The sequence below is a fragment of the Pseudorhodobacter sp. genome, from assembly GCF_030452865.1.
Lineage (GTDB): Bacteria > Pseudomonadota > Alphaproteobacteria > Rhodobacterales > Rhodobacteraceae > Pseudorhodobacter.
Map to the genome: position 1 here is coordinate 1 of NZ_JAKDLJ010000006.1, position 25751 is coordinate 25751.

The 25751-nt window shown below is 59.2% G+C and carries 26 protein-coding genes and 1 pseudogene; 19 read left to right on the plus strand and 8 right to left on the minus strand.

Features of this window, described 5'->3' with window-relative positions; all coding sequences use genetic code 11:
* The 15 genes from L0H65_RS00950 to L0H65_RS01020 form a co-directional block, all read left to right on the plus strand.
* Positions 1 to 991: MFS transporter (locus L0H65_RS00950; protein ID WP_301456888.1), on the plus strand; the 991-nt coding region annotated here is incomplete at its 5' end.
* A gap of 221 nt (positions 992 to 1212) precedes the next feature.
* Complete coding sequence (ccoN, locus tag L0H65_RS00955) at positions 1213 to 2838, plus strand: cytochrome-c oxidase, cbb3-type subunit I (protein WP_301456889.1); 1626 nt, start codon at positions 1213 to 1215, stop codon at positions 2836 to 2838.
* A gap of 4 nt (positions 2839 to 2842) precedes the next feature.
* Positions 2843 to 3577, plus strand: coding sequence for a cytochrome-c oxidase, cbb3-type subunit II (gene ccoO, locus L0H65_RS00960; protein WP_301456890.1), 735 nt, complete (start codon positions 2843 to 2845; stop codon positions 3575 to 3577).
* Between the two features lie 3 nt (positions 3578 to 3580).
* Positions 3581 to 3748: a cbb3-type cytochrome c oxidase subunit 3 gene (locus tag L0H65_RS00965; protein ID WP_301456891.1), complete on the plus strand. Its 168-nt coding sequence runs from the start codon at positions 3581 to 3583 to the stop codon at positions 3746 to 3748.
* Positions 3736 to 4614, plus strand: a complete 879-nt coding sequence (gene ccoP / locus L0H65_RS00970; protein ID WP_301456892.1) for a cytochrome-c oxidase, cbb3-type subunit III — start codon at positions 3736 to 3738, stop codon at positions 4612 to 4614. The genes L0H65_RS00965 and ccoP overlap by 13 nt, the downstream gene beginning before the upstream one ends.
* A complete protein-coding gene (locus tag L0H65_RS00975) occupies positions 4611 to 4769 on the plus strand; it encodes a hypothetical protein (protein ID WP_301456893.1) in 159 nt (52 codons plus the stop codon). Before ccoP ends, L0H65_RS00975 begins: the two co-directional genes overlap by 4 nt.
* Positions 4770 to 4783: 14 nt before the next feature.
* Positions 4784 to 5590 carry a DUF2189 domain-containing protein gene (locus L0H65_RS00980; protein ID WP_301456894.1) on the plus strand — a complete coding sequence of 269 codons (807 nt, stop codon included), beginning with the start codon at positions 4784 to 4786 and terminating at the stop codon, positions 5588 to 5590.
* Positions 5587 to 5772 carry a cbb3-type cytochrome oxidase assembly protein CcoS gene (ccoS, locus tag L0H65_RS00985; protein WP_301456895.1) on the plus strand — a complete coding sequence of 62 codons (186 nt, stop codon included), beginning with the start codon at positions 5587 to 5589 and terminating at the stop codon, positions 5770 to 5772. Before L0H65_RS00980 ends, ccoS begins: the two co-directional genes overlap by 4 nt.
* Complete coding sequence (locus L0H65_RS00990) at positions 5765 to 5989, plus strand: hexameric tyrosine-coordinated heme protein (protein ID WP_301456896.1); 225 nt, start codon at positions 5765 to 5767, stop codon at positions 5987 to 5989. The genes ccoS and L0H65_RS00990 overlap by 8 nt, the downstream gene beginning before the upstream one ends.
* 5 nt (positions 5990 to 5994) lie before the next feature.
* A complete protein-coding gene (locus L0H65_RS00995) occupies positions 5995 to 6264 on the plus strand; it encodes a DUF6522 family protein (RefSeq protein WP_301456897.1) in 270 nt (89 codons plus the stop codon).
* A 137-nt stretch (positions 6265 to 6401) separates the two neighbouring features.
* Positions 6402 to 7601, plus strand: coding sequence for a glycosyltransferase family 2 protein (locus tag L0H65_RS01000; protein WP_301456898.1), 1200 nt, complete (start codon positions 6402 to 6404; stop codon positions 7599 to 7601).
* A 39-nt stretch (positions 7602 to 7640) separates the two neighbouring features.
* Positions 7641 to 9464 carry a hypothetical protein gene (locus L0H65_RS01005; RefSeq protein ID WP_301456899.1) on the plus strand — a complete coding sequence of 608 codons (1824 nt, stop codon included), beginning with the start codon at positions 7641 to 7643 and terminating at the stop codon, positions 9462 to 9464.
* A complete protein-coding gene (locus L0H65_RS01010) occupies positions 9461 to 9853 on the plus strand; it encodes a GtrA family protein (protein ID WP_301456900.1) in 393 nt (130 codons plus the stop codon). The genes L0H65_RS01005 and L0H65_RS01010 overlap by 4 nt, the downstream gene beginning before the upstream one ends.
* 120 nt (positions 9854 to 9973) lie before the next feature.
* Positions 9974 to 12031 (plus strand): hypothetical protein, encoded by a 2058-nt coding sequence (locus L0H65_RS01015; RefSeq protein ID WP_301456901.1) that lies wholly within the window; start codon positions 9974 to 9976, stop codon positions 12029 to 12031.
* A gap of 17 nt (positions 12032 to 12048) precedes the next feature.
* On the plus strand, positions 12049 to 14178 hold the full coding sequence (locus tag L0H65_RS01020; RefSeq protein ID WP_301456902.1) for a sulfatase-like hydrolase/transferase: 2130 nt from the start codon (positions 12049 to 12051) through the stop codon (positions 14176 to 14178).
* A 4-nt stretch (positions 14179 to 14182) separates the two neighbouring features.
* Here L0H65_RS01020 and L0H65_RS01025 read toward each other — a convergent pair whose 3' ends face one another.
* Complete coding sequence (locus tag L0H65_RS01025) at positions 14183 to 15166, minus strand: phosphoadenosine phosphosulfate reductase (RefSeq protein ID WP_301456903.1); 984 nt, start codon at positions 15164 to 15166, stop codon at positions 14183 to 14185.
* Positions 15167 to 15472: 306 nt separating this feature from the next.
* Between L0H65_RS01025 and L0H65_RS01030 the strand changes: the two genes are divergently transcribed.
* Both L0H65_RS01030 and L0H65_RS01035 read left to right on the plus strand, forming a co-directional pair.
* Positions 15473 to 16057, plus strand: coding sequence for a TRAP transporter small permease subunit (locus L0H65_RS01030; RefSeq protein ID WP_301456904.1), 585 nt, complete (start codon positions 15473 to 15475; stop codon positions 16055 to 16057).
* On the plus strand, positions 16057 to 17448 hold the full coding sequence (locus tag L0H65_RS01035) for a TRAP transporter large permease subunit (protein ID WP_301456905.1): 1392 nt from the start codon (positions 16057 to 16059) through the stop codon (positions 17446 to 17448). Before L0H65_RS01030 ends, L0H65_RS01035 begins: the two co-directional genes overlap by 1 nt.
* A gap of 36 nt (positions 17449 to 17484) precedes the next feature.
* Here the strand turns inward: L0H65_RS01035 and L0H65_RS01040 are convergent, their stop codons facing one another.
* Together L0H65_RS01040 and L0H65_RS01045 are read right to left on the minus strand one after the other, a co-directional pair.
* Positions 17485 to 18219 carry a hypothetical protein gene (locus L0H65_RS01040; protein ID WP_301456906.1) on the minus strand — a complete coding sequence of 245 codons (735 nt, stop codon included), beginning with the start codon at positions 18217 to 18219 and terminating at the stop codon, positions 17485 to 17487.
* 224 nt (positions 18220 to 18443) lie between these two features.
* On the minus strand, positions 18444 to 18998 hold the full coding sequence (locus L0H65_RS01045; protein ID WP_301456907.1) for a hypothetical protein: 555 nt from the start codon (positions 18996 to 18998) through the stop codon (positions 18444 to 18446).
* On the opposite strand from L0H65_RS01045, the gene L0H65_RS01050 reads away from it, so the two are divergent.
* Complete coding sequence (locus L0H65_RS01050) at positions 18997 to 19287, plus strand: hypothetical protein (RefSeq protein WP_301456908.1); 291 nt, start codon at positions 18997 to 18999, stop codon at positions 19285 to 19287. The two genes, L0H65_RS01045 and L0H65_RS01050, sit on opposite strands and share 2 nt — an antisense overlap.
* Before the next feature lie 163 nt (positions 19288 to 19450).
* On the opposite strand, the gene L0H65_RS01055 is transcribed toward L0H65_RS01050, so the two are convergent.
* The gene (locus L0H65_RS01055; RefSeq protein WP_301456909.1) at positions 19451 to 20185 is read right to left on the minus strand and encodes a hypothetical protein; all 735 of its coding nucleotides are present in this window, start codon (positions 20183 to 20185) and stop codon (positions 19451 to 19453) included.
* A gap of 625 nt (positions 20186 to 20810) precedes the next feature.
* A complete protein-coding gene (locus L0H65_RS01060) occupies positions 20811 to 21896 on the minus strand; it encodes a TRAP transporter substrate-binding protein (protein WP_301456910.1) in 1086 nt (361 codons plus the stop codon).
* 272 nt (positions 21897 to 22168) lie between these two features.
* On the opposite strand from L0H65_RS01060, the gene L0H65_RS01065 reads away from it, so the two are divergent.
* The gene (locus tag L0H65_RS01065; RefSeq protein ID WP_367651962.1) at positions 22169 to 23533 is read left to right on the plus strand and encodes a D-amino acid dehydrogenase; all 1365 of its coding nucleotides are present in this window, start codon (positions 22169 to 22171) and stop codon (positions 23531 to 23533) included.
* Between the two features lie 56 nt (positions 23534 to 23589).
* Here the strand turns inward: L0H65_RS01065 and L0H65_RS01070 are convergent, their stop codons facing one another.
* From L0H65_RS01070 to L0H65_RS01080, 3 genes and pseudogenes are all read right to left on the minus strand, one after another.
* Positions 23590 to 24870, minus strand: coding sequence for a TRAP transporter large permease (locus L0H65_RS01070; RefSeq protein WP_301456912.1), 1281 nt, complete (start codon positions 24868 to 24870; stop codon positions 23590 to 23592).
* Positions 24867 to 25370, minus strand: coding sequence for a TRAP transporter small permease (locus tag L0H65_RS01075; protein WP_301456913.1), 504 nt, complete (start codon positions 25368 to 25370; stop codon positions 24867 to 24869). Before L0H65_RS01075 ends, L0H65_RS01070 begins: the two co-directional genes overlap by 4 nt.
* A 72-nt stretch (positions 25371 to 25442) precedes the next feature.
* Positions 25443 to 25751 (minus strand): annotated as a pseudogene (locus L0H65_RS01080) (TRAP transporter substrate-binding protein); the annotation flags it as partial.

The following is a 25751-nucleotide window of genomic DNA, read 5'->3' on the forward strand; positions in this document are numbered from 1 at the left end:
CGCGGGACTGCGCTATGTCGCGATGTCACCGAACCTGCTGCGGGTCAATCTGCGCGGTTTTCTGTTCGGTCTGGCCGGAGTTGCGATGCTGGCGCTGCTGCCGCTGGTCGCGAAGGAGAACCTGCACGGCACGGCCATCATCTATGGCATGTTGCTGGGGTGTTTTGGCTTTGGTGCGGTCATCGCGGCGCTGGCGAATGCAAGGCTGCGCGAACGGTTCCGCAACGAATACATAGCGCGCGGTTCCTTTATCGCCACCGCGATCAGTTGCACGGTTGTCGCACTCAGCCCCTATGCCATCGTCAGCGGGTTGGCATTGTTGCTTGCGGGTGCATGTTGGGTTCTGGCGCTCTCGATCCTGAATGTCACGATCCAGCTTTCGACCCCACGTTGGGTCGTCGGGCGCGCGCTGGCGCTCTACCAGACCTGTACGTTTGGCGGCATGACGATCGGCAGCTTGCTTTGGGGCACGGTTGCGCAGCATTTCGGCTCCCCCACGGCATTGTTGTCAACGGCTGTCGTGCTGGCGTTTGGTGCGGCTGTCGGTGTTCGCCTGCCACTGCCGGAGTTTGAGGGGCTGAACCTCGATCCGCTGAACCGCTTCCGTGAACCTGCGCTGCAACTCGACTTGAACTATCGCAGTGGGCCGGTGATGATCATGGTGGATTACATCATCGACCGGGAGAATACACAGGAATTTCTGGTCAAGATGGCGCAGCGTCGCCGCATCCGTATCCGCGATGGTGCGCAACAATGGGTGCTGCTGCGCGATCTGGAACAGCCGGAAGTCTGGAGCGAGAGCTATCATTTCCCGACCTGGGGCGAATACGTCCGCCACAATGAGCGTCACACCCAGGCTGACGCCGAGGTGACAGATCGTATCCGCGAATTGCACCGGGGGCCAGGTCGCCCTGTGGTGCATCGCATGATCGAACGCCAAACGGTGCCGCTCCATGATGACATGCCGCTCAAACCCCCGCGCGAGGAATGAACGGGTAAAACCGCCTGTTTTTTGCCGATACTGCTGAACAACAGGCTGCGTCGATCTGGCCTGCGTCCGACGGCCCGGCCGCGCCGGTTTATGGTTGATTTTCGGCCTTGTTTTGATAACAAGTAAATAGAATGCCTAATTAATCAGTTCTTCTTGTGAAGCCGCCATCCTCAACCAATCGGAGGATGGCCGGTCCCTATGAGAACCGGAAAGGACAACACATGATCGCGCAACTGACGCAGGCTGAGCGGGTGCTGGCTATGGTTTTGTCCGTCACCCTGGCCTTCGTCGGCTTGGCGATGGCGGCTGTTGCAAAGCAAGACCCGATGGCGGTGCATGGTTATATCGCCTTGTTCCTTGGCGGCGCATTGGTGATCATGCTGCTGCGGACATGGGATCTGCCCGCGCCGGATGAAGCGCGATTCGAGCGTTATTACGACGACCCGATCAAGTTTGGCATTGTCCTGGCGATGATCTGGGGCGTATTCGCGATGGCGATGGGCGTCTGGGTCGCGGCACTGATGGTCTGGCCGGATGCAACTTTCGGGCAGGCATGGTCCAGCTATGGCCGCATCCGCCCGGTCCATACCACTGGCGTTCTGTTCGGCTTTGGCGGCAATGCGCTGATCGCCACCTCGTTCCACGTCATGCAGCGCACTTCGCGCGCACGGATGGCAGGGCAGGTCAGCCCCTGGTTCGTGCTGATCGGCTATAACCTCTTTTGCATCTGGGCGGTGACGGGCTATGTCATGGGCATCACCCAATCCAAAGAGTATGCAGAGCCGGAATGGTATGCCGATATCTGGCTGGTCATCGTCTGGGTCACCTATCTGGTACTGTATCTGCGCACCCTGAAACGGCGGGCTGAACCGCATATCTATGTCGCCAACTGGTACTATCTGGCCTTCATCGTCGTTGTCGCGATGCTGCATATCGTCAATGCCGCTGCGGTGCCGGTCAGCTTCATGGGGGCCAAAAGCTATTCGGCGTTCTCCGGTGTGCAGGATGCGATGGTGCAATGGTGGTACGGGCATAACGCGGTTGCCTTTTTCATGACCTCCGGCTTTCTCGGGATGCTGTATTACTACCTGCCGGTGCGCGCACAACGCCCGGTGTTTTCCTACCGGTTGTCGATCCTCAGCTTCTGGGGGATCACCTTCTTTTATATGTGGGTCGGATCGCACCATCTGCATTACACGGCATTGCCGAACTGGGTGCAGACGCTCGGCATGACCTTCTCGGTGATGCTTTTGGTGCCAAGCTGGGCCTCGGCAGGGAACGCATTGCTGACGTTGAATGGAGCGTGGCACCGGGTCCGCGACGACGCGACGCTACGCTTCATGTTCATTGCGGCGGTGTTTTACGGGTTGTCCACATTTGAAGGCTCGTTCATGGCTATTCGCCCGGTCAACGCGCTGTCGCATTACACCGACTGGACGGTCGGGCATGTCCATTCCGGCGCGTTGGGGTGGCTCGCGATGATCACCTTTGGCGCGTTTTATTCCGCCGTTCCGCTGCTTTGGGGGCGCGAGCGGATGTATTCGCCGACATTGGTGGAATGGCACTTCTGGCTCGCGCTGGCAGGGTTGCTGACCTATGTTTTCGCGCTCTGGAACGCGGGGATCACGCAGGGCTTGATGTGGCGCACCTACAATGAGGCGGGAACGCTGAGCTACAGCTTCCTTGAGAGCGTTGAGGCGATGCGCCCCTATTATATCGCGCGAACGCTTGGCGGCCTTTTGTTCCTGTCGGGGATTTGCGTCGGGGCGTTCAACATCTGGATGACGATCCGGGGGACGCAAACCATGGCGGCGGACCGCCCCCTTGCCCCTCAAGCGGCGGAGTGACGCGATGCCCCTGTTCAAAGCCCATTACAATCTTGAAAAGCACTCCGTCGGTCTGGTTATCGGCATCATTCTGGCGGGCAGCGTCGGCGGTCTGGTCGAAATTGCACCACTGTTCACCATCGACCAAACCGTGGAAACCGCCAAGGATATGCGGGTCTATACGCCGCTGGAACTGGCCGGGCGCAACATCTATCTGCGCGAAGGTTGCTATGCCTGCCACAGCCAGATGATCCGCACCCTTCGCGATGAGGTGGAGCGGTACGGCCCCTACTCGCTGGCCGCGGAATCGCAGTATGACCACCCGATGCTCTGGGGCTCCAAGCGCACCGGGCCGGATATCGCGCGGCTTGGCGGCAAGTATTCCGATGATTGGCATGTCGCGCATCTGAACAACCCGCGCGATGTGGTGCCGAGTTCGATCATGCCGGCCTATCCTTGGCTGTCCGAAACGCCGCTGAAAGTTGATGATCTGGGCGCGCATCTTGCCACGTTGCGCGAAGTTGGCGTGCCCTACACCGATGAGATGATCGAGAACGCCCCGCGCGATGCCTTGGCGCAGGCGAGACCCGACAGCGATCAGGCCGCAGGGGTGACGGAACGCTATGGTGAGGCGACAACGGTGCGTCGGTTTACCACAAATACGCAACTGACCGAGATGGACGCGCTGGTCGCCTATCTTCAGGTCTTGGGAACCTTGACCCACCTGCCCTATGAAACCGAAACACCGGTGACGGAGTGAGCCATGACGCATGAAACCCTCGTGATCATCGCCAAGACCGTCGGGCTGTTTTACCTGATGGGGTTCTTCATTCTGGTGGTGATCCACACCTATCGCCCGTCGCGCAAGGCGCAGGCCGATCTGGCGGCAAACTCGATCCTGACCACGGAGGATCGGCCATGCACGAAATAACCCGCGACCCGATTTCGGGCTACACCACCACAGGACACAACTGGAACGGCATTCTGGAATTGAACAGCCCGGTGCCAAAACCGGTCTATTTCTTCATCTTCGTGACCCATCTTTATGCTTTGGTTGCCTGGTTCCTGCTGCCGGCCTGGCCTTTGGGCGATACCTACACCAAGGGGCTTTGGGGTGTGGACCAGAAAACCACTTTGGAGGCGAGCCTTGTCAAGGCAAACACCGCGCGGGCCGATTGGGTTCAGGCGTTTGCGACCGACGATTTCGACACCATCCGCGCCAATGATGAATTGATGGCCAGAGGCCGCGCCACCGCCGCGACGCTGTTTGGTGACAATTGCCAAGCCTGCCATGGTGCGGGTGGCAAGGGCGGGCCGGGATTTCCGCGCCTGAATGACGATATCTGGCTTTGGGGCGGCAGCGCGGAGGAGATTGCGACAACGATAGAGGTCGGCATCAACTCCGCCGATCCCGACACGCATTTCGCGCAGATGCCCGCCTTTGGCCGCGATGGCATGTTGACGCGCCCCCAGATCGCAGAGATGGCGGATTATGTGCTGACGCTTTCGGGCGGTGTGAAACCGGGTGATACCTCTGATGCTGCGACCCTGTTTCAAGACAATTGTTCAAGTTGCCATGGCGAGGATGCCAAAGGCGTCGAAGGCACCGGCGCGCCGAACCTGACCGACGATGACTGGATCTATGGCAGCAACCGCGACACAATCCTCGCGACCTTGATGAACGGGCGGCAAGGCCATATGCCGACGTGGAAGCCAAGGTTGAGCGTGTCGGATATCCGGATGCTCGCGCTCTATGTCGAAGGGCTGCACAGTGCGGCGGCAGAGGCATCGCAATGACCGTCCCGCCGCGAGTCTGGGTAATTTCCGGGGTATTTCTGGCAACTGCCTTGTTCATCGCCGCGAACTGGCGTTTTGTGCATCTGGCGTTTTCGACCGCACCGGGATGTGTGACAGAACATGCCACGCGCCCTGCCGCGAATAATGGTTGCTAAGGAAGGGAAACCCCATGTTCGAATCCATTCCGCCCGTTGAACCCCGCGCCCGCCCCGCCACCAATTACCACCGCGATCTGCGACCGCTTGCAGCGCAGGAATGGCTCGCTGCGGGTTGGGCCGATTTCCGGCGCAATCCGGGGCAAAGCCTTGCCTATGGCTTTGCGGTTTTCCTGCTGTCGGCGGTGATCGTGCTGGGTCTGTTCCATCTGGATTTCCCCAATCTGATCTTCCCGGCGCTGTCGGGGTTTCTGGTGGTCGGGCCACTGCTCGCCGTCGGGCTATATGAGAAAAGCCGCCGCTTGCAGGCCGGGCAAAGCACCAGCTTGTCCCACATGATCGTCACCCGCCCGCGTTCGGGCGGGCAGTTTCTTTTTGCGGGCTTGCTGCTTTGCACATTGGTCATGCTGTGGCTGCGTGCGGCGGACCTGCTTTATGCGCTGTTCTTTGGCATGGTGGCCTTCCCCGGTTTTGACCATATCCTGACCCAGGTTTTCGCAACGCCTCGGGGTTTGGCACTGGTTGCTGTCGGCTCCGCCGTGGGCGGATTATTCGCGGCTTTCGCTATGTCGATCAGCCTGTTTTCCATCCCGATGCTGCTGGAACGCCGCACCGATGCGCTGACCGCCCTTGGCACCAGTTTTGCGCTGACCACAAAGAACCTGCGGGCGGTGTTGCCATGGGGCGCGATTGTGGTGATCGGTTTTGTGCTTTGTGCCGCAACCGGGCTTTTGGGGCTGATCGTGATCTTCCCGGTACTTGGCCACGGCACCTGGCACGCCTGGCGCGCGATGAACTGGCCCGCAGGGGTGGACGAATGAATTACTTCTTCCTGATCCCAATTTCGGTTTTCCTTGGGCTGGTAGCACTCTACGGGTTTTATTGGAGCTTGCGGAACGATCAGTATGATGACCTTGCCGGCGCGGCGGAGCGGATATTGCCGCAGGGCGACGCGGAAGACAGACCCCTACCCCCACATGCAGGAGAACGCAAAGATGGATAACTGGCTTTCAACCCTGATCACCGCAACCCCGACGGACGGCTATAACCTCGCTGTGAAAATGTCGCGCGTTGCGGTCAAACTGACGCAAGGCGATGCGGCGATCCGCGACAAACTGCGCCCAGATTATGCCGAGAATGCCGACAGCCTGATTGCGGTCAGTCAGGTTGTGGCGACGCATTTCGCCACTGTTGCCGCCGCGAATGGCTATTGGAAGTAAAGCCGATGCCCGCCGTTGAATTCAATGAAGGCAGCTTTGTTGTCGATGCAGAGGTACTGGCCAAAGCCTTTGGTCTCTCTGCGGCAGAAGTGCCGGAACTGATGCGCAATGGCGCGATCACCTCTCGCTGTGAAGCCGGGGTTGACGCCGATGAAGGCCGCTGGCGATTGACGTTCTACCACGCGGCGCGCGCGCACCGCCTGACGGTTGATGAAAAGGGAAATATCCTGCGGCAGTCCAGCTTTGATCGTTTGCAAAAGCCGGTCAAACCCTGAAGCCACCTGTTCGACGATGATCTGGTCAGCGTAACCTGCCACAAGTAAGGCAGCAAAAGCCCAAGTTTCGCCCGATTGGCCGTGCAAAAAGCCTGCAACGGGGTCGCGATCTGCGCCTCCCTGACAATGGGGCTTTTATGACTGAGCTTACAATCCTGATGCCGTGCCTGAATGAGGCCGAAACCCTTGCCGTCTGCATCAACAAGGCGCAGGCGTATCTTGCCCGCGCGGGCATCAAAGGTGAGGTTCTTATCGCGGACAATGGCTCCACCGATGGCAGTCAGGCGATTGCGACAGGTTTGGGCGCGCGCGTGGTGGCCGCTCCGCAAAAAGGCTATGGCTCGGCGCTTATCGCAGGGATTGACGCCGCGAAGGGACGCTTCATCATCATGGGTGACAGCGACGATTCCTATGATTTCTCGCGGTTGGAGAATTTTGTTGAAAAACTGCGCGCAGGGGCCGATCTCGTGATGGGCAACAGATTCAAAGGCGGTATTGCCAAGAATGCGATGCCTGCGCTGCACCGCTACCTCGGCAACCCCGTGCTGTCGACCATCGGGCGCATCTTCTATCGCACTCCGGTGGGGGATTTTCACTGCGGCTTGCGAGGCTTCTCGCGTGATGCGATCCTGCGCTTGCAGCTTGCCACGCCGGGGATGGAGTTTGCCTCGGAAATGGTGATCCGCGCCTCACTCGCCGGCCTGCGCATCGAGGAGGTGCCAACCACGCTTGCCCCCGATGGCCGCAGCCGCCCGCCACATCTGCGCAGTTGGCGCGATGGCTGGCGGCATCTGAAACTGCTGCTGACCTTCGCGCCCTATTGGTTGTTCCTCTATCCAGGCCTGTTGCTGCTTGGGCTTGGGACCATCGCCTTCGGGCGGCTGATGTTCGGCCCGGTGCAAATCGGCGGCATTACCTTTGATATCGCCTCCTTGATCCTGGCAAGTGCGCTGATCCTGACCGGCTTTCAGATGAGTTGCTTTTACGTCCTCGCCCGCATCTTCTCGGTGCGTTTCAAGCTGCTGCCCAGTTCCGCACGGTTTGAGCGGCTCAATCCGCTATGTACTATCGACAACGCCTGCATTATTGGCGGAATATTGATCGTGGCGGCGGTCACAACGGTTATTGCTGCGGTGGTCTATTGGGCCGGTTCTGATTTTGGTGCGCTGGACCCCGGCACAATCGCCCGCCCCGCCGCGCTGGCCGTGATTTGCGCTTCGCTTGGAACCCAAAGCATCACAACCGGTTTTCTGGCGGGTCTGCTGAACCAGCGACTGCGGGACGAGGGCAAAGCCAGCACGAAATCCATCTTCACCCCGCAACAACTGCCAGGCTGATCCGTGCTTCGCGCGGAAGAACACCCGATGGATACCCCGATGAACCGCATTGACCCATTGAACCTGCCGCCGCGTGTGCTTTGGCTGATCTTTGGCGTATTTGCAGGTTCGATCCTGATGCAGGCGGTCGCCGGCTATCCGATGGCCTGGCAATGGCTGGTTGCCGGGGACAATGACGATATCACGCGCTGGCTGTCGATCGAGGCGTGGCGCAACGGCCAAAGCTGGTTCGACATGACGCAATATCGCTTCCTGCCCCCCGAAGGGATGCAGATGCATTGGTCGCGTTATATTGATGCGGCGATTGCAGGGCTTTACGCGCTGGCCGCATTCGTGCTGCCGCCGCAGGCCGCCGCACAGGCGGTGCTGGTGCTGTGGCCAAGCCTGCTGCTGTGTCTGCTGCTGGCAATTGTAGGGCGTGGCACGCAGCTTGTCCTCGGTGGAACCGCAGCCCTTGTCGCCATGATCTTCGTGATGACTTGGGCGTTCATCCGCGAGCTTGCTTTTGCGATGTCCCGGATCGACCATCACAATGTCCAGATCCTGACCACGACAGCGATGGTCTATGCGATGATCTGGCCGGGAAGCCCGTTTCGCAAAGGGGTGATTGCCGGGCTTTTCGCCGCCTTCTCGCTGGCCGTGGGTTTGGAGACGCTGCTCGTGGTCGCGGCGGCGGGCGTCGTGCTTGCGGTCCGCGCGAGCTTTGGGCGTGACGGTGCCGATGCGCGGTTGGCGGGGTTCGCGCTGGCGCTGGTGATCGGCTCGCTGCTGTTCTTTGCGGGCCAAACCGCGCCCGCGAACTGGTTTGTCCCTTATTGCGATGCGCTTGCGCCGCCGATCCTGTCGATCACATGGATTGCTGCCTTGGCTTGCCTGATCCCGATGGCGGCGCGGCCGGTCTTGCCGCATCCGGCACTTCGCCTGGGGGCGACGGCGGCGATTTCACTGGCAGGCCTGTGGCTCGGCTCCGATCTGCTGTCGCCTTGCCTTGCCGGACCATACGGGACGCTTCCTGTCGAGATCCAGACGCTGATCACCTCATCCATCACCGAAGCGCAGCCGGTTCTGATCTTCGCGCGGGGCGCACCCGAGACCTTCATCAAGATCATTCTACCCGCTGCGGCAATTACGGCGCTCGCCAGCCTGTTCTGGGTCCGGCGCGGCAAGGGTGATGCCACCGGTTCCGCCACCGCCCAGATGCTGATCTTCGCCTGGCTCGGGTGTATCGGCAGCCTGATCCAGATGCGGATGATCCTGATGGCCGCCCCTGCCCTGCCCTTCCTTGCCGGGTTCGTTTTCCTCAACCTTTTGCAGGCGCGTCAAAGCGGCAAGCGCTGGTTTGGCTTGACGCAGGGTGTTGGCCCGACATTGGCAATGATCCCGATTGCGGCGATGGTGTTTTTCAGCGGGCCGATCACCACCGCGCTGCTGCAACTGACGTTGCCCGCGCAGGCGGCTGCCGCATCCAGCGTTGAAGACGGCGGAACCTGCCGCAATATCGAAACACTGACCGCACTGGATGCCCTGCCGCAAGCGCGCATCCTGACCACGCTCAATCTGGGGGCGCCAATGGTGCTGCTGACCCACCATTTCGGGTTGACCGCGCCTTACCATCGCAGTGCCGATGCCTTCTGGAACGGCAGCTTTCCGTTCCGCGACCGTGATCTGATGGTAAAGGCGTTGGTGAAGACCGGGGCGGAATATCTGGTGCTGTGCCGCGGCGCCGGTATCCTGCGCACGGACGTTTTCGCCAAGGTCTTGCGGAGTGGTGATATTCCGGATTGGCTTATCCTGATGCCGGAACTGAACAAAGAACTGTTGGTATACCGCGTGATTGCTGCAAACCTGCCGAAACTGCCATGAGCAAGGCGCATCTCCCCGCGAGCCTGCTTTGCTTCGTCCTGATCGGAGGCGCTTTCGCAGCGCTCTATTCCGGGCTGACATCGGCCTTGATCAGCTTTGCCGATGCGCCTGCGGTTGCCACCAACATCGCGGTCTACCTTGGCTGCATCCCACCAGCCTTCTATTGCCAGCGGCGCTTTGCCTTTGGCCAAAGGCAAAGCCGCAAGGCCGCGTTCCCGCTGTATGTCGCGACGCAAGTTTTCGGGCTTGCGGCGTCGAGTTCGGCCCTCACCACCTTCGCGACGAAATCCTTTTGGCCCGATACCACGCTCTTGCTGTTCGTTTCCGCAATGATTGCGATTGTCAGTTTCCTGATGGGTCGATTTGTGACCTTCGCGCAGACCCGTTGAAAGACCGGTGGCATCATTGTCCCAAGCATCACCGAAGCAATAGCCCGCCCGCGATAGATGTTTACACGCAGGCCATTAGATGCTGTCTTAACGTCGCAAGCTGAGGTCAGGGACCGCAATATGGTGCAGGAAAATCAATCGACTGTCACAAAAGGCAAAGCCACGCGGCGCAGCCGTACGCCAGCCCCGCGTGCGCCGACAGGAGTGTTGTTCCAGGCTATTCTGGCCGAAGCTGGCCCAACCAGCGCAGATTTTGTATTTGATCCGGCGGGGGAGAAGGCCCTTCTGATACAGGTCATTGACCGCAGTGATGACCTGCAAATGGCGCGTACTCTGCGTTTGGTGGAAATGATGGCAAGCCGTGGCTGGCAATGCCTGACCATCAGCCTTGACCGCTTTTCCAGCGCATCGGTGAGGCCGGTTCTGGCCGTTGTCCAGACCCTTGACGATGAAGGGTTCTTCGCGCGCTTTGAACAGGTTACGGTTCTGGGGCTGCTAAAAGGGGCTGCTCTTGCCCAGAAACTTGCCGCTCTGATCCCTCAGGCCGAGGCATTGCTGCTGTCGCCAAGTACCGACATCACCCATTCCGGCGAAGGCAAGGCTTGGCTGATCCGCGATCCGTTCCTGCGCGGCAAAGACCGCACGGCGGTCGGTGTGCGCCCGCTCAAGGCCATCGGAATGGGCGACAACCCGACTGTGTTTCTGGAACGTACCGGGATGCTGGAGAGGTTGCTTGAACTCTCGCTGACCCGCAACCTGACGGAACCCGCCTTTTACAGCATGATCCGCGACCGCCGTGTCGTGCGGCTTTACCGGATCGTGATGACGGAGCATCTGGAAAACCGTGGGCAGACCACGCGCGCCACAAGATTCACGCGCGCATTCATGCAAAACGCGCGGCAGGTCCGGCATGAGGCGGAGGTTGCGGCCCAAGTAGTTGCGGCGGCGGAGCCCGTCGTCACCACCCGGGCCACTGTCGCTGCAAGGCCGCGGACGCTTGGCAATGTCTGGCATCTGGAAAACCGTGAAGGCGTGTTCCTTTACCTGTCGGATCAGTATCGCGGTCAGGTCATGGGGTTCGAAGAACGCGCAGGTGTCACTCTTGGCCAGACGCCGGAGGTCGCGATCGGCATGGTGTCCATCGGTGGCCCCGGTGTCTTGCGTCCGCTGCCGGAGCGGTTTGACTATCACCTCACCGACGAAACCCTGTCTTGCGACACGGCCTCCCACGGAGCAGAGGCGCATGGCGTGCTGACGCTGATGGCAAGCCGCAGCCTGCACCGCGCCTGGCGCAGCACCATCGCGATTTCAGAACCGCAATCCGGTATGATGCTGGATGAGGCAGGACTGAATGGAGAGATTGTCATCAGGGTTCTGCACCGTATTGCGCAAGCGCGGGACAAACTGGCAGAATGGGGGAAGCATCTGTTCATCGACCGGGTTTGCGTTGATCTGTTGGCGGGCAGCGCCCATTCGCCGGAAGCGGTACTGACAACGGCGTACCCGCGTCTGATCGCGGATTTGCGTCATGCGGTGGCCGTGGCGGCCAAGCAAAACAGCTTGCCCACCATGGTTGTCAGCCAAAGCTGCGGCGGGCGCACCGATGGCCGCAGCAACCTTATGCTGGCCGAAGGGCGGCTTGATGTGATGAATGCCGGCCTGGGCCTCGTGCTCGCAACCCCGACCTATCCGTTCCGCCTCATGCCCGATACCGTCGCGACCCTGTTGCCGCAGGACCGCTTGCTGGTGGATGAGCTGGAGGCGCTGGCGGTGGCGGAGGTGCAGCAGGGCCGTCCGTGGTACTGCCCGACCCTGCGGCAGGTGTTCCAGAGCGGCGACAACCTGATCGCCGATTTTGCGACTTTGACCGCGTTGGAGCTTGCCGAGGGGCCGCACGGCTTCGGGCTTGAAGGCTGTACCAACGACGCGCGGATCGTGAGCGTCACGGCTTCGGGCGAACGTGTGGTGCTGCAACTCGACCGCGTGCCGGAAGGGCGCGGCATGATGTTGGCCTACGCATGGGGGCATCGGCGCGATACGGCGACGGACGACCGACCCGCCAATCACGGTGCATTGCGTGAGGTCTGGCAAGGCCAAAGCCTTATCGCTCCGGACCGGCCTTTGCGCCGTTATGCGCTGGCCGCACGGCTGCCCGTCATGCCCAGCGACCAGAGTTGAGGACGAAACGTATTCATATGACCGAGCCGCGCCCGAATATCGTTCTTGTCGTCATGGACGACTGCAATTCCTATTGGCATTACAAGGCGGCCTTTGGCGAGCAGTTGCAGACCCCGAACCTTGATCGCATCTGTGCGGTGTCCACCGCGTTTCACACCGCCTATTGTCAGGTTGCGGCTTGCGGCCCGTCGCGCGCCAGTATGATGTCCGGGCTCGCGCCGCATCAGACCGGGGTTTTTGACACCCACCGCGATATCTTCGGCACCATCCGCCCGGATCAGATGTGGTCATACCGGCTCAAGCAATCGGGCTATTATTGCTCCAGCGTTGGCAAGGTGCATCACGGCTACCGACCGTTGCTGCCGCAAAACCACGACCCGCTTTATTCGCACCCGAGCGTGCAGCTTCGCTTTGGCCCCCGCGCGAATGCAGCGCACAAGGATTTTGGTGGCGGGCAGGTTGGCATCGGCACCACCGACCCCAATGATGACCAGAAATACTACGACTACCAATCCGCCAGCAGCGCCATCACCTTCTTTGAACAATATGACAAAGATGCGCCTTTCTACCGCGAAATAGGTTTTCACAACCCGCATATCCCGTTGAAAACCCCGGCGCGCTTCAAGGAAATGTATGATGATACAAAGTTTGAAATGCCGCCGGAATGGAAAGGCTGGCGGGATCTGAATGCGCAGTCGCGCAATTCCTTCGGGCCGAATATCAATCTGGCGAAAGAGGAGTTCTGGCAAAAAACCCTGCGCAATTACTTCTCGGCGATCAGCCATGTCGATTGGCAGATCGGGCGGGTATGGGATGCACTGCAAGCCTCTGCGCATGCGAAAGATACGGTTTTCATCATCACGGCGGATCACGGCTATCATGTCGGTGACAAGAACCGCTTTCGCAAATTCTCACTTTGGGAGGAGGCGGATGGTGTGCCGCTGATTATCCATGATCCGACACTAGCGACCGGTCAGACCGTCGAGGATCCGGTGGCCCTGCTGGATATTGGCCCGACCGTGCTTGATTACGCTGGTCTACCGCCGATTGTTGCAACAGCGGGGCGTTCCTTGCGAGCGCAGGTGCAAGGAAAAGCGGTCGAAGGTCGCGCGATTCCCAGCTTCTTTTTCGGCGCTGCGGGTGTGCGGCAAGGAAATTGCCGCTATATCAGATATATGGACGGCGGAACCCAGTTTGTTGATCTGGACGCTGACCCGTGGCAATTGGCGGATGGATCGCAGGACCACCCGCAACGTGCGACCATGGAAGAGGCGCATAAGGCGGCAACCCAAGCCTTTGGCCTGACCATGATCGCGCCGGGTGAAGTGGTGGTGGAACCCGCGCTTTACGTCACCACGATCAGCGGTGCGCAGGCGCCGCTTTCACCACCAACCTTGGGCGTTATCTCCTACGATCCGCCGGATATGGCGACGCAGGACGTGCCGGGCAATCGCCGTTACTACATCCGGCATCAGGATGACATGACACTGCATATGCCGGGTGCCTACCGCATCCTGTCTTATGCCTGCGATGTCGGCGCGCCCGACAAACAGTTGAACGTGGCGTGCCATGATCGAGGCAGCCATGTCGATCTGGTCGCCACGCACCGGCGCTGCATCTTGCACGTCGAAGGCGGGCGCGGCGATGATTGCATCGAGACGTTGCAAGACCCACTGACCGCGCGGTTACATGCGGGCAACAACGTGGTGCGCACCGGTGTTCATCCTTCAACCATCCATTGCGGCGCGGGTCGGGATGAGGTGCATTGCCGCTCAGACCTGTCTAAAGTGATTGGCGGTGCCGGTGATGTAGCAGTCATCGCAACCGGCAAGGCAACGGAGGTGCAAACGGGCGCGGGGCGCAACCAGATCACCTGTCAAAGCGGCGAAGTGACGATCACTCTCGGACGCGGGCAGACGGACGTGGAGATTGCAGAAAAAGGCACTGCCACGCTGATTTTCCGCCGCTCCGGCTTGCCGAACATTGTGCGCGGCTTTGACAAAGGCAGGCTCGATTTTGCCGATTGGTTGAAGACGGCTGAGATGAGCTTCAGCAGCGAAGGCAGTGACTCAGTGGTCATCTGCGGGATGGAACGGGTGGTTTTTGTTGGCTGTTCCGAGAAGACGGTGCGCGCGGCGATCCGCTGAAACCTTATTGCCCAAGCGCCTTTTGCGCTGCCGCGCGCGCATTGACGAAAACCGGCCCGCGGCGTTCGCGCATCACTGCATTGCACCAGCGAATGACCAACCTGTGCCGCCCCTGCTTTTGCAGATAGGCGAGGACCGCGCGTTTGTAGCCCAGCGAACCGTGGCGTGTGCGCAGCAGCGCCAGAACGCTGGTCGGGGTGGCGGTGCCGTTGATGCAAGCCGAGACGATGGGTTTCAACACCCCCATATCGCGCCACACAGACAACATGCCATGTCCCATGAACGGGCACCGGACCTTCTGGATCTGCACACCCCGAAACAAGGCGGCGTGCGATGCGTCGGCCAAAATCCGGCTGTCATAGAACACCCAGACCTTTTTCGCCGCCGCCACCATATCCGGCGCATAACCATAGCGCCCGGAAAAATCGCGCCGCCACGCGGGGCGGAATCGCTGTTCCCACGGTGTATGTTCCCGCGCCAGCGTGGCTTGTGGGTTGATTGCCACCACCGTCGCACCCTCGACAACCGAGGAGAAGGCGCAGGCGGCATAGCCGCCCATCGAGGTGCCGTAAAACACCACGCGGGCGAATTTCCCGAAGAACCCTTCATCTTTCAGCCGGTCAAAGAAATTTAGCACTGCGTCATCGCGATACCATGTCGGCCCATGCGCCATCAGCCCCAGCGAGGACCAGCCTTGCGAGCTGATGAAATCCACGGCCCAGGGCAAGCGGTCGACGTTCTGGCGCACGTCATCGAGGTTGTCGAAAACGACAACAAGGGTTTGCCCGGCCTCGCCGTCCTGCGGGATGAAAATGGCTTTGTGCATATCCCCGACATCTTCGAAAAAGCCGCGCTCCCTGGCGACGGCTTTTAACGTGTCTCGCCATGCTTCGGCCCGGCTTTGCGCATCGGTTGTTTCGCTCGTCACGTCCTGATCTCCCGCGCCCGGCACAGCGTATTCCTGCCAACTGCGGCTGATAGCCGACACTGGCGCAATGCTTGCTTGTGGTGATTATGCGGAGTTTCGGCGGTGGGACAAGGCCCGCTGCGCATCGGTTCACCCTTGGCCACCAGCATGCCAGCGATTGCGCAAACCAGGTTTGATGCCGGAAATTGCCCGACAGACCACAATATCCTGATTTTCCGACCCTGATGGCGTGATCTATCGCAACACGAGGTTGACCAGCTTTGTCGATGTCGTATTAAGCAGAACGCAACAGAATAATGGCAGGATGGCTGCACAACAGCCGCCGTACCCGCCGATAAAAGGCCTTGGCGTGGCGGGGGAGGAATAATGCGGTTCATTGCCAGACTTGCAGAGGTGATCTGCAAGCTCAATCTGATCATCGGTCAGGTGTTTTCATGGCTGGCGCTGGGGATCGTTGCGGTGTGCTTTACCGTGGTTGTCGAACGCTATGTGTTCGGGGTCAGCTATGTCTGGATGCAAGATCTTTACATCTGGCTGAACGGGGCGATGTTCACCGCCGTTGCGGGTTTTGCGCTGTTGCGGGATGACCATGTGCGGGTCGATATCTTTTACCGCCCTGCCCCGGTGCGCAAACGCGCGATTGTCGATCTGATCGGTGTGCTGTTTTTGTTGCTGCCTTTTACCGCTGTTGTCTTCAACTACTCCCTGCCGTTTGTTGAGCGCGCTTGGTCCTATCATGAGGCATCGGCCAATGTCGGCGGGATGCCGGGGCTTTATGTCCTCAAATCCTTCATCATCGCTTTCGCGATCTTGCTGGCTTTGCAAGGTGTCGCGATGATCTGCCGGTCAGTGCTGATCCTGATGGGGCAGCCTGATCTGGTGCCGGAGGAGATGCTATACCCGATAACCCCGGCAGAAGCCGAAGCGGCGTCGATTGAGGGGTTGCATTGATGGACCCCGTACATATTGGCGAACTGCTGGCCGGGTTGATGTTTTTCGGCATCATCGGATTTCTGCTTCTGGGCTTTCCGGTGGCCTTTACCCTGTCCGGCGTAAGCCTTGGGTTCGGGTTGGTCGGCATGTATTTCGGGGTTTTCGATCCGTCGAACTTCGGCTCCCTTCCCAACCGATACATCGGCTTCATGACAAATGAGGTGCTGGTGGCCGTTCCGCTGTTCATCTTCATGGGGGTGATGCTGGAACGCAGCCAGATCGCGGAGCAACTATTGCTGACCATGGGCAAGCTGTTCGGCAATCTGCGCGGCGGCCTTGGCATTTCGGTCATTCTGGTCGGCGCGATGCTTGCGGCATCGACCGGGGTTGTAGGTGCTACCGTTGTGACGATGGGGCTGATCTCTCTGCCCGCGATGCTGCGTGCGGGGTACGACCCGAAGCTCGCGACCGGGGTGATTTGTTCATCGGGAACTTTGGGGCAGATCATTCCGCCCTCTACAGTGCTGATCTTCATGGGCGACATGCTGTCAGGCATCAACAGTCAGGTGCAGATGGCCAAGGGCAATTTCGCGCCGGTGCCGGTGTCGGTTGGCGATCTGTTCGCGGGGGCGTTGCTGCCGGGCGTCGTGCTGGTGCTGCTTTACCTCGCCTATGTCGTGTTCAAAGCCATCACCGACCCTGCATCCTGCCCCGCGACGCCGGTGCCGGAGGAGGAGAAGAAAGACCTCGGACGGGAGATTTTGGTGGCTTTGGTGCCGCCTTTGCTGTTGATCCTTGCGGTTCTTGGGTCCATCTTGGGCGGCATCGCGACCCCGACCGAAGCGGCATCGGTTGGGGCTGTGGGTGCGATGATATTGGCGGCACTGCGCTGGCGGCTGTCGTTCCAGATCCTGCGGGAGACGGTGATTTCCACGGCGACCATTACCTCCATGGTCTTTGTGATCCTGCTTGGGGCTTCGGTATTCTCGGTCGTGTTCCGGCTGATGGGCGGCGACAATCTGGTGCATGAATTCCTTGCGAACCTGCCGGGTGGCACCATGATGGCCGTGGCCGTCGTGATGGCGATCATGTTCGTTCTGGGCTTCATCCTTGATACGTTCGAGATCATCTTCATCGTAATCCCGATCACCGCGCCGGTGCTGCTGGCGCTCGATGTCGATCCGGTCTGGCTGGGGGTGATTGTCGGTGTGAACCTGCAAACATCCTTTTTGACACCGCCGTTTGGCTTTGCGCTGTTCTACCTGCGCGGGGTGGCCCCTGCGGACCTGCCGACCTCGGCGATCTACAAGGGCATCATCCCGTTTGTGCTGTTGCAGGTGGTCGCCATCGCGATCCTGTTCGCCTTCCCCGGCATTGTGACATGGTTGCCGCGCTTGATTGCGGGGTAATGCGTTGCATTGATCGTTTGCTAGGGAATTGTGCCGCTAATTGCTGTAGATCAGGTTATGTGGCAGCTCATTATCGAGGGCGAACTCCCCGCTGATCGGTGTCTGCGTTGACCCGACGGTGGAGGTTCCGCCAAGGGTGCCTGTCGCTCCATACCTGCCCCAAGCCGTTCCGGTCAGGTTCAGGTCAAGTTTCTCATCATGATTACCCCAATTGAGCGTCCCACTGCCGCTTCCGTCCAGACTGTGAAAGTCGATTGCACCTGCCATCTGCACGCTACCTCCGGGCCTGATCCCTTCCTTGTTATGAAAATCCCAGATGACGGCTTGCATGTCGGTTTTGTCAAAATCCACGGTCATTGCCATGCGCGCGACCAGTTCGGCGTTGAGAGCGCCCGGATAGCCCCCCCTTGGCGCTCCATTGAACTCACCCGTTGGTCCCATGGCCGCGGTGCCGATAAACCTTGACGTGCCGGTATCGGGAACGCTTGTTCTGGCCATGTAATAGCTGGCCCAGATCGCTGCGTGTTCATCGGCAAGCGCGTTGCGGGCCGCCATATCGGTGAACACTGTGCTGGGAAGCGTCGTTGTCCCGGTTGTGCCGGGAAATATCGAGGCGCCGGACCCGTCACTTCCAGACGTGGCCATGCCCTGGCCTGTGCCGGCCGAACTGCTTGTGTTGGACGCGATCATTTCGCCGCTGTCGCCGCCGCAACCGGACAGAGCCAGCACAGTTGCCAACATGACGGGTCTAATGGTGCTGATGGTCCGCATAAGTCTGCTCCGCTTTCAGTGTTACAATCTTTGGCTACGATACGCATCGGAGCAGGAATAAGGCACGACACGGGCGAAAGCGGGGAATGACGTGTCTGCGGCAGACAGGTCGTTGGCGCGCTCAGCGCCCACGGCCAAAGCGGAATTCACGTTGACCCTTTCACGAAAGCTGTCAGCTTCGATTCAAATCACTTGCGAGATACAGGAAGCTGACCGTCACGGCATCACGGGGTCTTTACACCGTCATTTTGCAGCGCAATTTTTCCAAGCATTTGCGACTCTACCCCGTCAACGGTCGAGGTGATAGAAACGTAACCGGTAAGCCCTGCATTCTTTGCCCTGATGCCGCCGCTCAACTGAACATCCAGCTTTTGCTTGCGTTCGCCCCAGTCCAGCATGCCGCTGCCATTCGCGTTTACAGTGGAGTCAACATATGAAGCCGCTTCTCCGCTTGCGCCGCTCGGGCCTGGCCCTTTATGGCCCTGCGTCCCGATCAATTGGATGCTGCCACCCCCCTGATGACCCTCGGCATCAATGAAATTCCACATTGAACCGGTCACGTCATTTGTTCCAAAATAGGCAGTCATCGCCATGTTGCCGACGATTTCAGGTGAGTCGATGTAACTTGTATCATCGCCAGAACCACGTTTGCTGAAGCCGACATAGCCATTATAGGTGGAGGTGCCGGTGTTCGGTAGTTCATCCGACCGTGCCTGATTGATCAGAAGCGATTGCCGCAACCCCTGAAGGCTGCTGTTCAGTTTTATGCGTTGAACCATGTCGATCGCGCTGGTGACCTTGCTGGCGGGCTTGGTGCTGGTGGTACTTCCGCCGCTGCCCGGAAATATCGACCCACCCGAGGCGTCGCCACTGCTCGCAGTTCCACCTGTCTCGGTGGTTTCGGGGAATATCGACCCGCCTGATCCGCTGCTGCTGGTGCCAGAACCCGGTGATCCCGCGCTGCTCTGTCCTGCCGCCGCTGAGGCGGTCGCGGCTGCCGATGCCATTGGCCCGCTTTCCCCGCCGCATCCCGCGAGCGACAGAGCGAAAATGATGACCGTAGTATAGTGGAATATTCTCGGAATCGGCATCTGTCTGCTCCGGCTTGGATATCGGTCACATCGGTGGCAATGGTTTTCACACAGAATAGCGGCGCGATCAGGGCTGAAACGGGGAATGAGTCTGACACCACTTGCAACGTCGGCAAAAACTGCGCGCAGATGTTGGCGGCTCAATATGGCACTTTGTGATCTGCGGAATCGTAGTGAAGGATTGCCAGACCGACATAAGGCGTTTTAACCGAACCGGTTGTGGTTGTCGCCGTCATATACCCCTCTATGCCGTCTCCCTTTTCAAGGATCGGACCATCGACGTTGACGGTGATCTGCTCGCGAAGGCTGCCCCAATACAGATCTCCGGTCCCGCTGGCAGTAACCTCGCCGGTTTTATGCGCCCCTTTGAGTTGCACACTGCCATCAGCGAGCGCCCCATTCCCGTCATGGAAATTCCACAGCGCCCCCGACGCCTTGTCCCTGGTGAAATCAACCTTCATCGCCATATTCGCAACCAGATCGGGGTTTCGCGTCGTCCCGTTGATCGTGGTTGACGCGTTCTTGATCTCCTTGAAGGCAGCGATGCCGTTGTAGGTTGCCATGCCGTAAAGCGGAAGCTCCGCCGCGAAGATGGGCCGTTTGCCCTGGAGATGGTGGTTGAGCGCGAGATACTGCGTCTGAAGCTGATACAACCCTGCGTCATCCATCTTCGTGTTCGCAGGCTTGGCCGGTTTCATCCCTGCGCCGGTTCCAGGACCGAATACCCCGTCAGAACCCGTACCGGTTCCTGCCCCGGTTCCGGACGAACCGGCAGCCAATGAGCTTCCCGCCACCAGATCACCGCCGCCGCATCCGGCAAGCGCCAATGCGCAGGTAATGGCAATGAAAGAACGGGTCTTTCGAAGGTTTCGCATAGCTCTGCTCCTGCCCGATTGCGCCCATTCCGGGTCGCATCGTTTTCTTTGCTTTGAGCGTTCTATGTCATGCAATTAAGGCTGGATTTGGGCAGGGTCTGGAAAAATGCAGGGCAGCAGCCACGCGCGAAAATCGATCCGGCGCTGACAGCGCCGGACCGATTGCGTCATGCAAGCAACCTTGCGGTCACGTCAACCAGACGTTTCGCCGGATGCGCGACCAGGGCTTTTCCGGCATCGTCGAACTTGCCCGCCGCCGCGATATTCCAATATATCAATGAGTTCCATAATCCACGAAGCCGATATTCGTCGTTAGGTGGCAAAAGCCCCTTGGCCTTCGAACGAAAGGCTGCCTAAATGAGTTGAGAGTCCGGAACGTAAGCGTGACTAGACCAGTGGATGCGACCGCGTGATTGGTGCCATAGGTCGAATAGAAGACAACAGTACATTGGGTTTCGCCACTTTGGATTCCTTTCAGGGTTCTGCCGACCCTCGCGACAATCACAGGCAAAGGAACGTCACGATTTGCGCAGGGTTTATGCCGCAAAAATGAACACGCGCGTCGACAAGCGAAAAGGCCCGGACGCTGGGTCCGGGCCTTTTCAATTCGTTTCCGACCAGAGGATCAGATCTCGAAATAGGCTTCGCGCGCATTGACAAAGGCACCATCGGTAGTCTTGGACCGGGTGCGAACGATGCGGAATGCGTCAAGGAAGCTTTGCGAGGTTTTCTTCACCAGCGGATCATCAGAATCCAGCAACCCTTGCAGCACTTCCTTTGCGGCAACAGCCCCGGCTTTCAGAATTTCCTCCGGGAATTGCAACACCTTGACGCCGTGATCATCGATCAGGGTTTTCAGCGCACGCGGATCGTTGGCGTAGAAATCCGACGCAACCTGATCGTATTCCGCCTGGGATACGTCACGGATGATCGCCTGCAAATCATCGGGCAGCGCCTGATACTTCTTCTTGTCGACGACCAGTTCCGTTGCCAGCCCCGGTTCCACAAACGATGGGAAGTAATAGTTCTTCGCAACCTGATAGAAGCCGAGTGCGAGGTCGTTATACGGCCCCACAAACTCCGCCGCATCCAGCGTACCGGACTGAAGTGCCTGGAAAATCTCTCCCGCGGCCATGTTGGTTACAGTTGCGCCCAGCTTTTCCCAAACGCGGCCACCAAGGCCGGGGGTGCGGAAGCGCAAGCCCTTGATACTGTCAACGCCGGTCAGTTCATTCTTGAACCAACCACCCGCTTGCGTGCCGGTATCACCCGACAAGAAGCCCTGAACGCCGAACTGATCATAGATTTCGTCCCAGACTTCCTGACCGCCCATATAGCGAATCCAGGCCGTCAATTCGCGTGAGGTCATGCCGTAAGGCACCCCCGTAAAGAAGGACAGCGCCGGGGATTTGTTCTGCCAGTAATAGGCGGCCCCATGGCTCATTTCCGCAGTGCCGTCGATCACGGCATCAAGGCTTTGCAGTGGCGGCACCAATTCGCCGGCGGAATAGACCTGAATGGTCAGACGACCGCCAGAAGCGGCGGTGATCCGGTCGGCAAGCCGCTGCGCGCCAACGCCAAGGCCCGGAAAGTTCTTAGGCCATGTTGTGACCATGCGCCAGGTGATTTTGTCCTGTGCGATTGCTGGTGCGGCCAGCGCCGCCGCGCCAACGCCAACTGCGCCCGCGCGGATAAAGGAACGGCGATCCATTGTTAAACTCCCTGTTCAATGTGATCTTTAATCGGAATTGCTGGGCGCGAAGCCCACCGCATCGGCACCAAGTTAAGCAGCGCAGGGATTGAATGTCCATGCGGCTGTTAACGTGACGTGCCAAATGTTCGACTTTGCCGCGCCGTAAGGTTGTGCAAAGAATTATTGCGCGAAATTTCTGGTACTTCGAAGATATGTGCATAGTTTCTACATTAAAGCGATGATATTGCCAGTAATCTGCCGAAAGCCGGGCAAAATACCCAGAACATTTCATGCGGATTCCAGTATATTTGAAATCAGGGAATCGGAATCATTACGCAGAGCGGAGAGTGGCCATGAAAATCATCGTTTTGGGCGCAGGCGTCATCGGGGTAACTTCGGCTTGGTATCTCGCCAAGGCGGGCCATGAGGTGACGGTGATTGACCGCAATGCCGATGTTGCACTGGACACGAGCTTTGCCAATGCGGGCCAGATTTCGCCCGGTTATTCCGCGCCTTGGGCAGCCCCTGGCATCCCGCTGAAAGCGATGAAATGGCTGTTCATGAAGCACGCCCCGCTGATCGTACAACCGAAACCTGATCTGACCAAGCTGGTCTGGATGGCGAAGATGCTGCGCAACTGCACGGCGGAACGCTATGCCGTGAACAAGGGCCGGATGGTGCGTCTGGCCGAATACAGCCGCGATTGCATGATGTCGCTGCGCGATGAGGTTGGCATCAGCTACGATGGTCGTCAGCAAGGCACACTGCAACTGTTCCGCACGCAAAAGCAGGTGGATGCGGCGGAAAAGGATATCGCCGTGCTGCGCGATGGCGGCGTGCCGTTTGAGGTGCTGGACCGCGCGGGCTGCATCGCCGCTGAACCGGGGTTGGCGAAGGCGGCGGATCGTATCATGGGCGGTTTGCGCCTTCCGGGCGATGAAACCGGCGATTGCTTCATGTTCACCAATGCGCTTGCCGACAAGGCGCGGGCTTTGGGGGTCACATTCAAAACCGGTGTGCAGATCAAACGGTTGAACAAGGAAGCCGGGCGGATCACCTCGGTTGAAACGTCCGAAGGGATGCTTTCGGCAGATGCGTTTGTGGTTGCCATGGGCAGCCATTCGCCGGAACTGGTGCGCTCGCTGGGGCTGCGCCTGCCGGTCTATCCGGTCAAAGGCTATTCCATCACCGCGCCGATTGTGGATGCGGACCGCGCCCCCGTTTCGACCGTGATGGACGAAACCTACAAAATCGCGATCACCCGTCTGGGTGACCGCATCCGCGTTGGCGGCATGGCGGAACTGGCCGGGTTTGACAAAAGCCTGTCGCCTAAACGGCAAGCGACGCTGCGCCATTCGGTCGAGGATCTGTTCGGTGGCGCCGCCGATCAGTCCCGCGCCGAATTCTGGTGCGGTCTGCGCCCGATGACACCGGACGGAACCCCGATCATCGGACGGGCCGGGGCGGACAACCTGTTCCTGAACACGGGTCACGGCACTTTGGGCTGGACCATGGCCGCAGGTTCTGGCCGGGTGCTGAGCGATATTGTGGGCGGCCACGCGACAACGATCGACGCCCGCGATCTGGGCTATGACCGCTATTCCCGCCCGAGCAAGGGCAGCCGTTCGGGTGGCCTGCGGCCTTCCGCAGCGTAAATCTCAAGGTATCGAGGGCAGGGCGCAAAACCCCTGCCCCTTTTCTTTTCTGCCGCTCAGCCGAAAATCAGATGCGGGATGAAAAGTGAGATTTGCGGGATATAGGTGATGATCATCAACACGATGATGTTGACCACCACAAAAGGCCAGACGCCGCTGATAATCTCCATCACCGGTTTGCCAAGTGTCGATGAGGCCACGAAGATATCCAACCCGAACGGCGGTGTGATCATCCCGATGCTGATGTTCAACGTTACGATCATGCCGAAGTGAACCGGATCAATCCCCAGTGCTGTTGCCACCGGAAACAGTGGCGGGATCAGGATCAGCAAAGCGGAATTGGGGTCGATGAACATGCCGGCAATCAGAAAGCAGACGTTCACCACCAGCAAGAACGCAACCGGGCCGGCATCGACAGCCGTGATGAAATCAGCGATGGCAGTTGGCACCTGTGCTAAGGTTACAAAGAACGAAATCAAGCCGCCCATCGCCAGAAGAATGAAAATGACGCAACTGGAAACAGCACTTTCTTCGGTAATTTTCACCAGTTCCGCCCAACCGAAATTCCGGTAGATCACCATTTCCACGAAAATCGCATAGACGACACTGATCGCCGCCGCTTCGGTCGGGGTGAAAAAGCCGGTGTAGATGCCGCCGAGGATGATGGCAGGCATGCCCAAGGCCCACGCCGCTTCCCGCATCGCGGTCAGGCGTTCGCGCCATGTGGTCCGCACTCCAGCTTCGATACCGCAGCGCCGCGCCTCCACCATGACCATCAGAGCGAATGCCAATCCAAGCACGACACCAACCGCCACGCCACCCGCGAACAGCCGGGAGATGGAGGTTCCCGTCATCCAGCCATAGATGATGAAGGTGATCGACGGCGGGATCAGCAGCGCGGTTTCGGCACTTGATACCAGCAAGCCGAGGCTGAACTTTTCACTAAAGCCATTCTTGCGCATTTCCGGGTAAACCATGCCACCGATGGCCGCGACGGTGGCGGGCGCGGAACCCGAAACTGCGCCGAACGCCATTGCCCCCCCGATCACCGTATGCCCCATACCGCCGCGCGTATGGCCGACAAGGGTGCGAACAAAATGCGTCAGGTTGCGCGCGATCTGGCCCGAACTCATCAAATGCGCAGCGAAAATGAAAAAGGGAATCGCAAGCAAGGTGGTGTGGTCGATGCCGCCAAAGATTTTTTGCACAATGGCTGGGTCGGGCAGTTTGCCGTAAAATACCTCTTTCACCGCAAGCGCCGGGATGCCCAGCACCAAAAACATCTCAAACCCCAAGGCGAGCAGGATGACCGCCAGGGCGAGGATCAGGAAAATCATGCCTGCACCCCGGCGCCCGGTGCCGAAAACCGATCAAAGGCACCGAAAAGGCTTAACCCGAAGCGAAGCGCCAACAGCAAGAACCCGATCACCGGGGTCAGATAGACCCAACCCATCAGAATATCCAAGGTCGGGCTGCGCTGCCCTGTCGTCAAGACAAACCGCACCAGTCCGACCCCCTGCCACGCAAGATAGAGCGAAAAGGCAAGGCCCGAGGCATCGGTCATTCTCTGCAACGCCTTGCGAATGGGCGGCGGCAGTTTCACGCGCAAAGTGTCGATGCTGACATGGCGGCGACGTTCCAGCGCCAGACCGAGGCCGAAAAACATCAGCGCCACGTTCATCAATCGTACCGCTTCTTCGATCCAGGCGAATTGGCTGGCGAAGCTGCCCCCCACCTCCCGCGCAATCACGCCAAAGGTGAACAAGGCAACCATGGTCAGGAACAATCCCACCAGCACCACCCGCTCAAGCGTTCTGAGTATTGCGATGGCCGCCACTGAAAACCCTTGCTCCCTTGTCAAAAATGACGCGACCCAAAAACAAGGTGAGCCGTGCCGTTTATGCCGCGATTACTGCTTGGCTACTTCGCTTTCATAAAGCGTGATCATGGCTTTGCCTGCATCACCTGCGCGTTCCTCATATGCGGCACGAGCCAAAGGATACATCAGATCGCGCATGGCTTTACGTTCTTCGGGTGTGGCGACGCGAATGTCGATGTCGCTTTTCTTGATCTCCTCCAGCGCCGCTGCAACCGCTGCTTCCTTATGCGTCAGCAACTCCGGCACTGCCTCTTTGAACGCAGTCTGAATGACGCTGCGGTATTCTTCCGGCAGCGAATTCCACCATGTCGGGTTGAACAGAACAACATCCTCCATCGC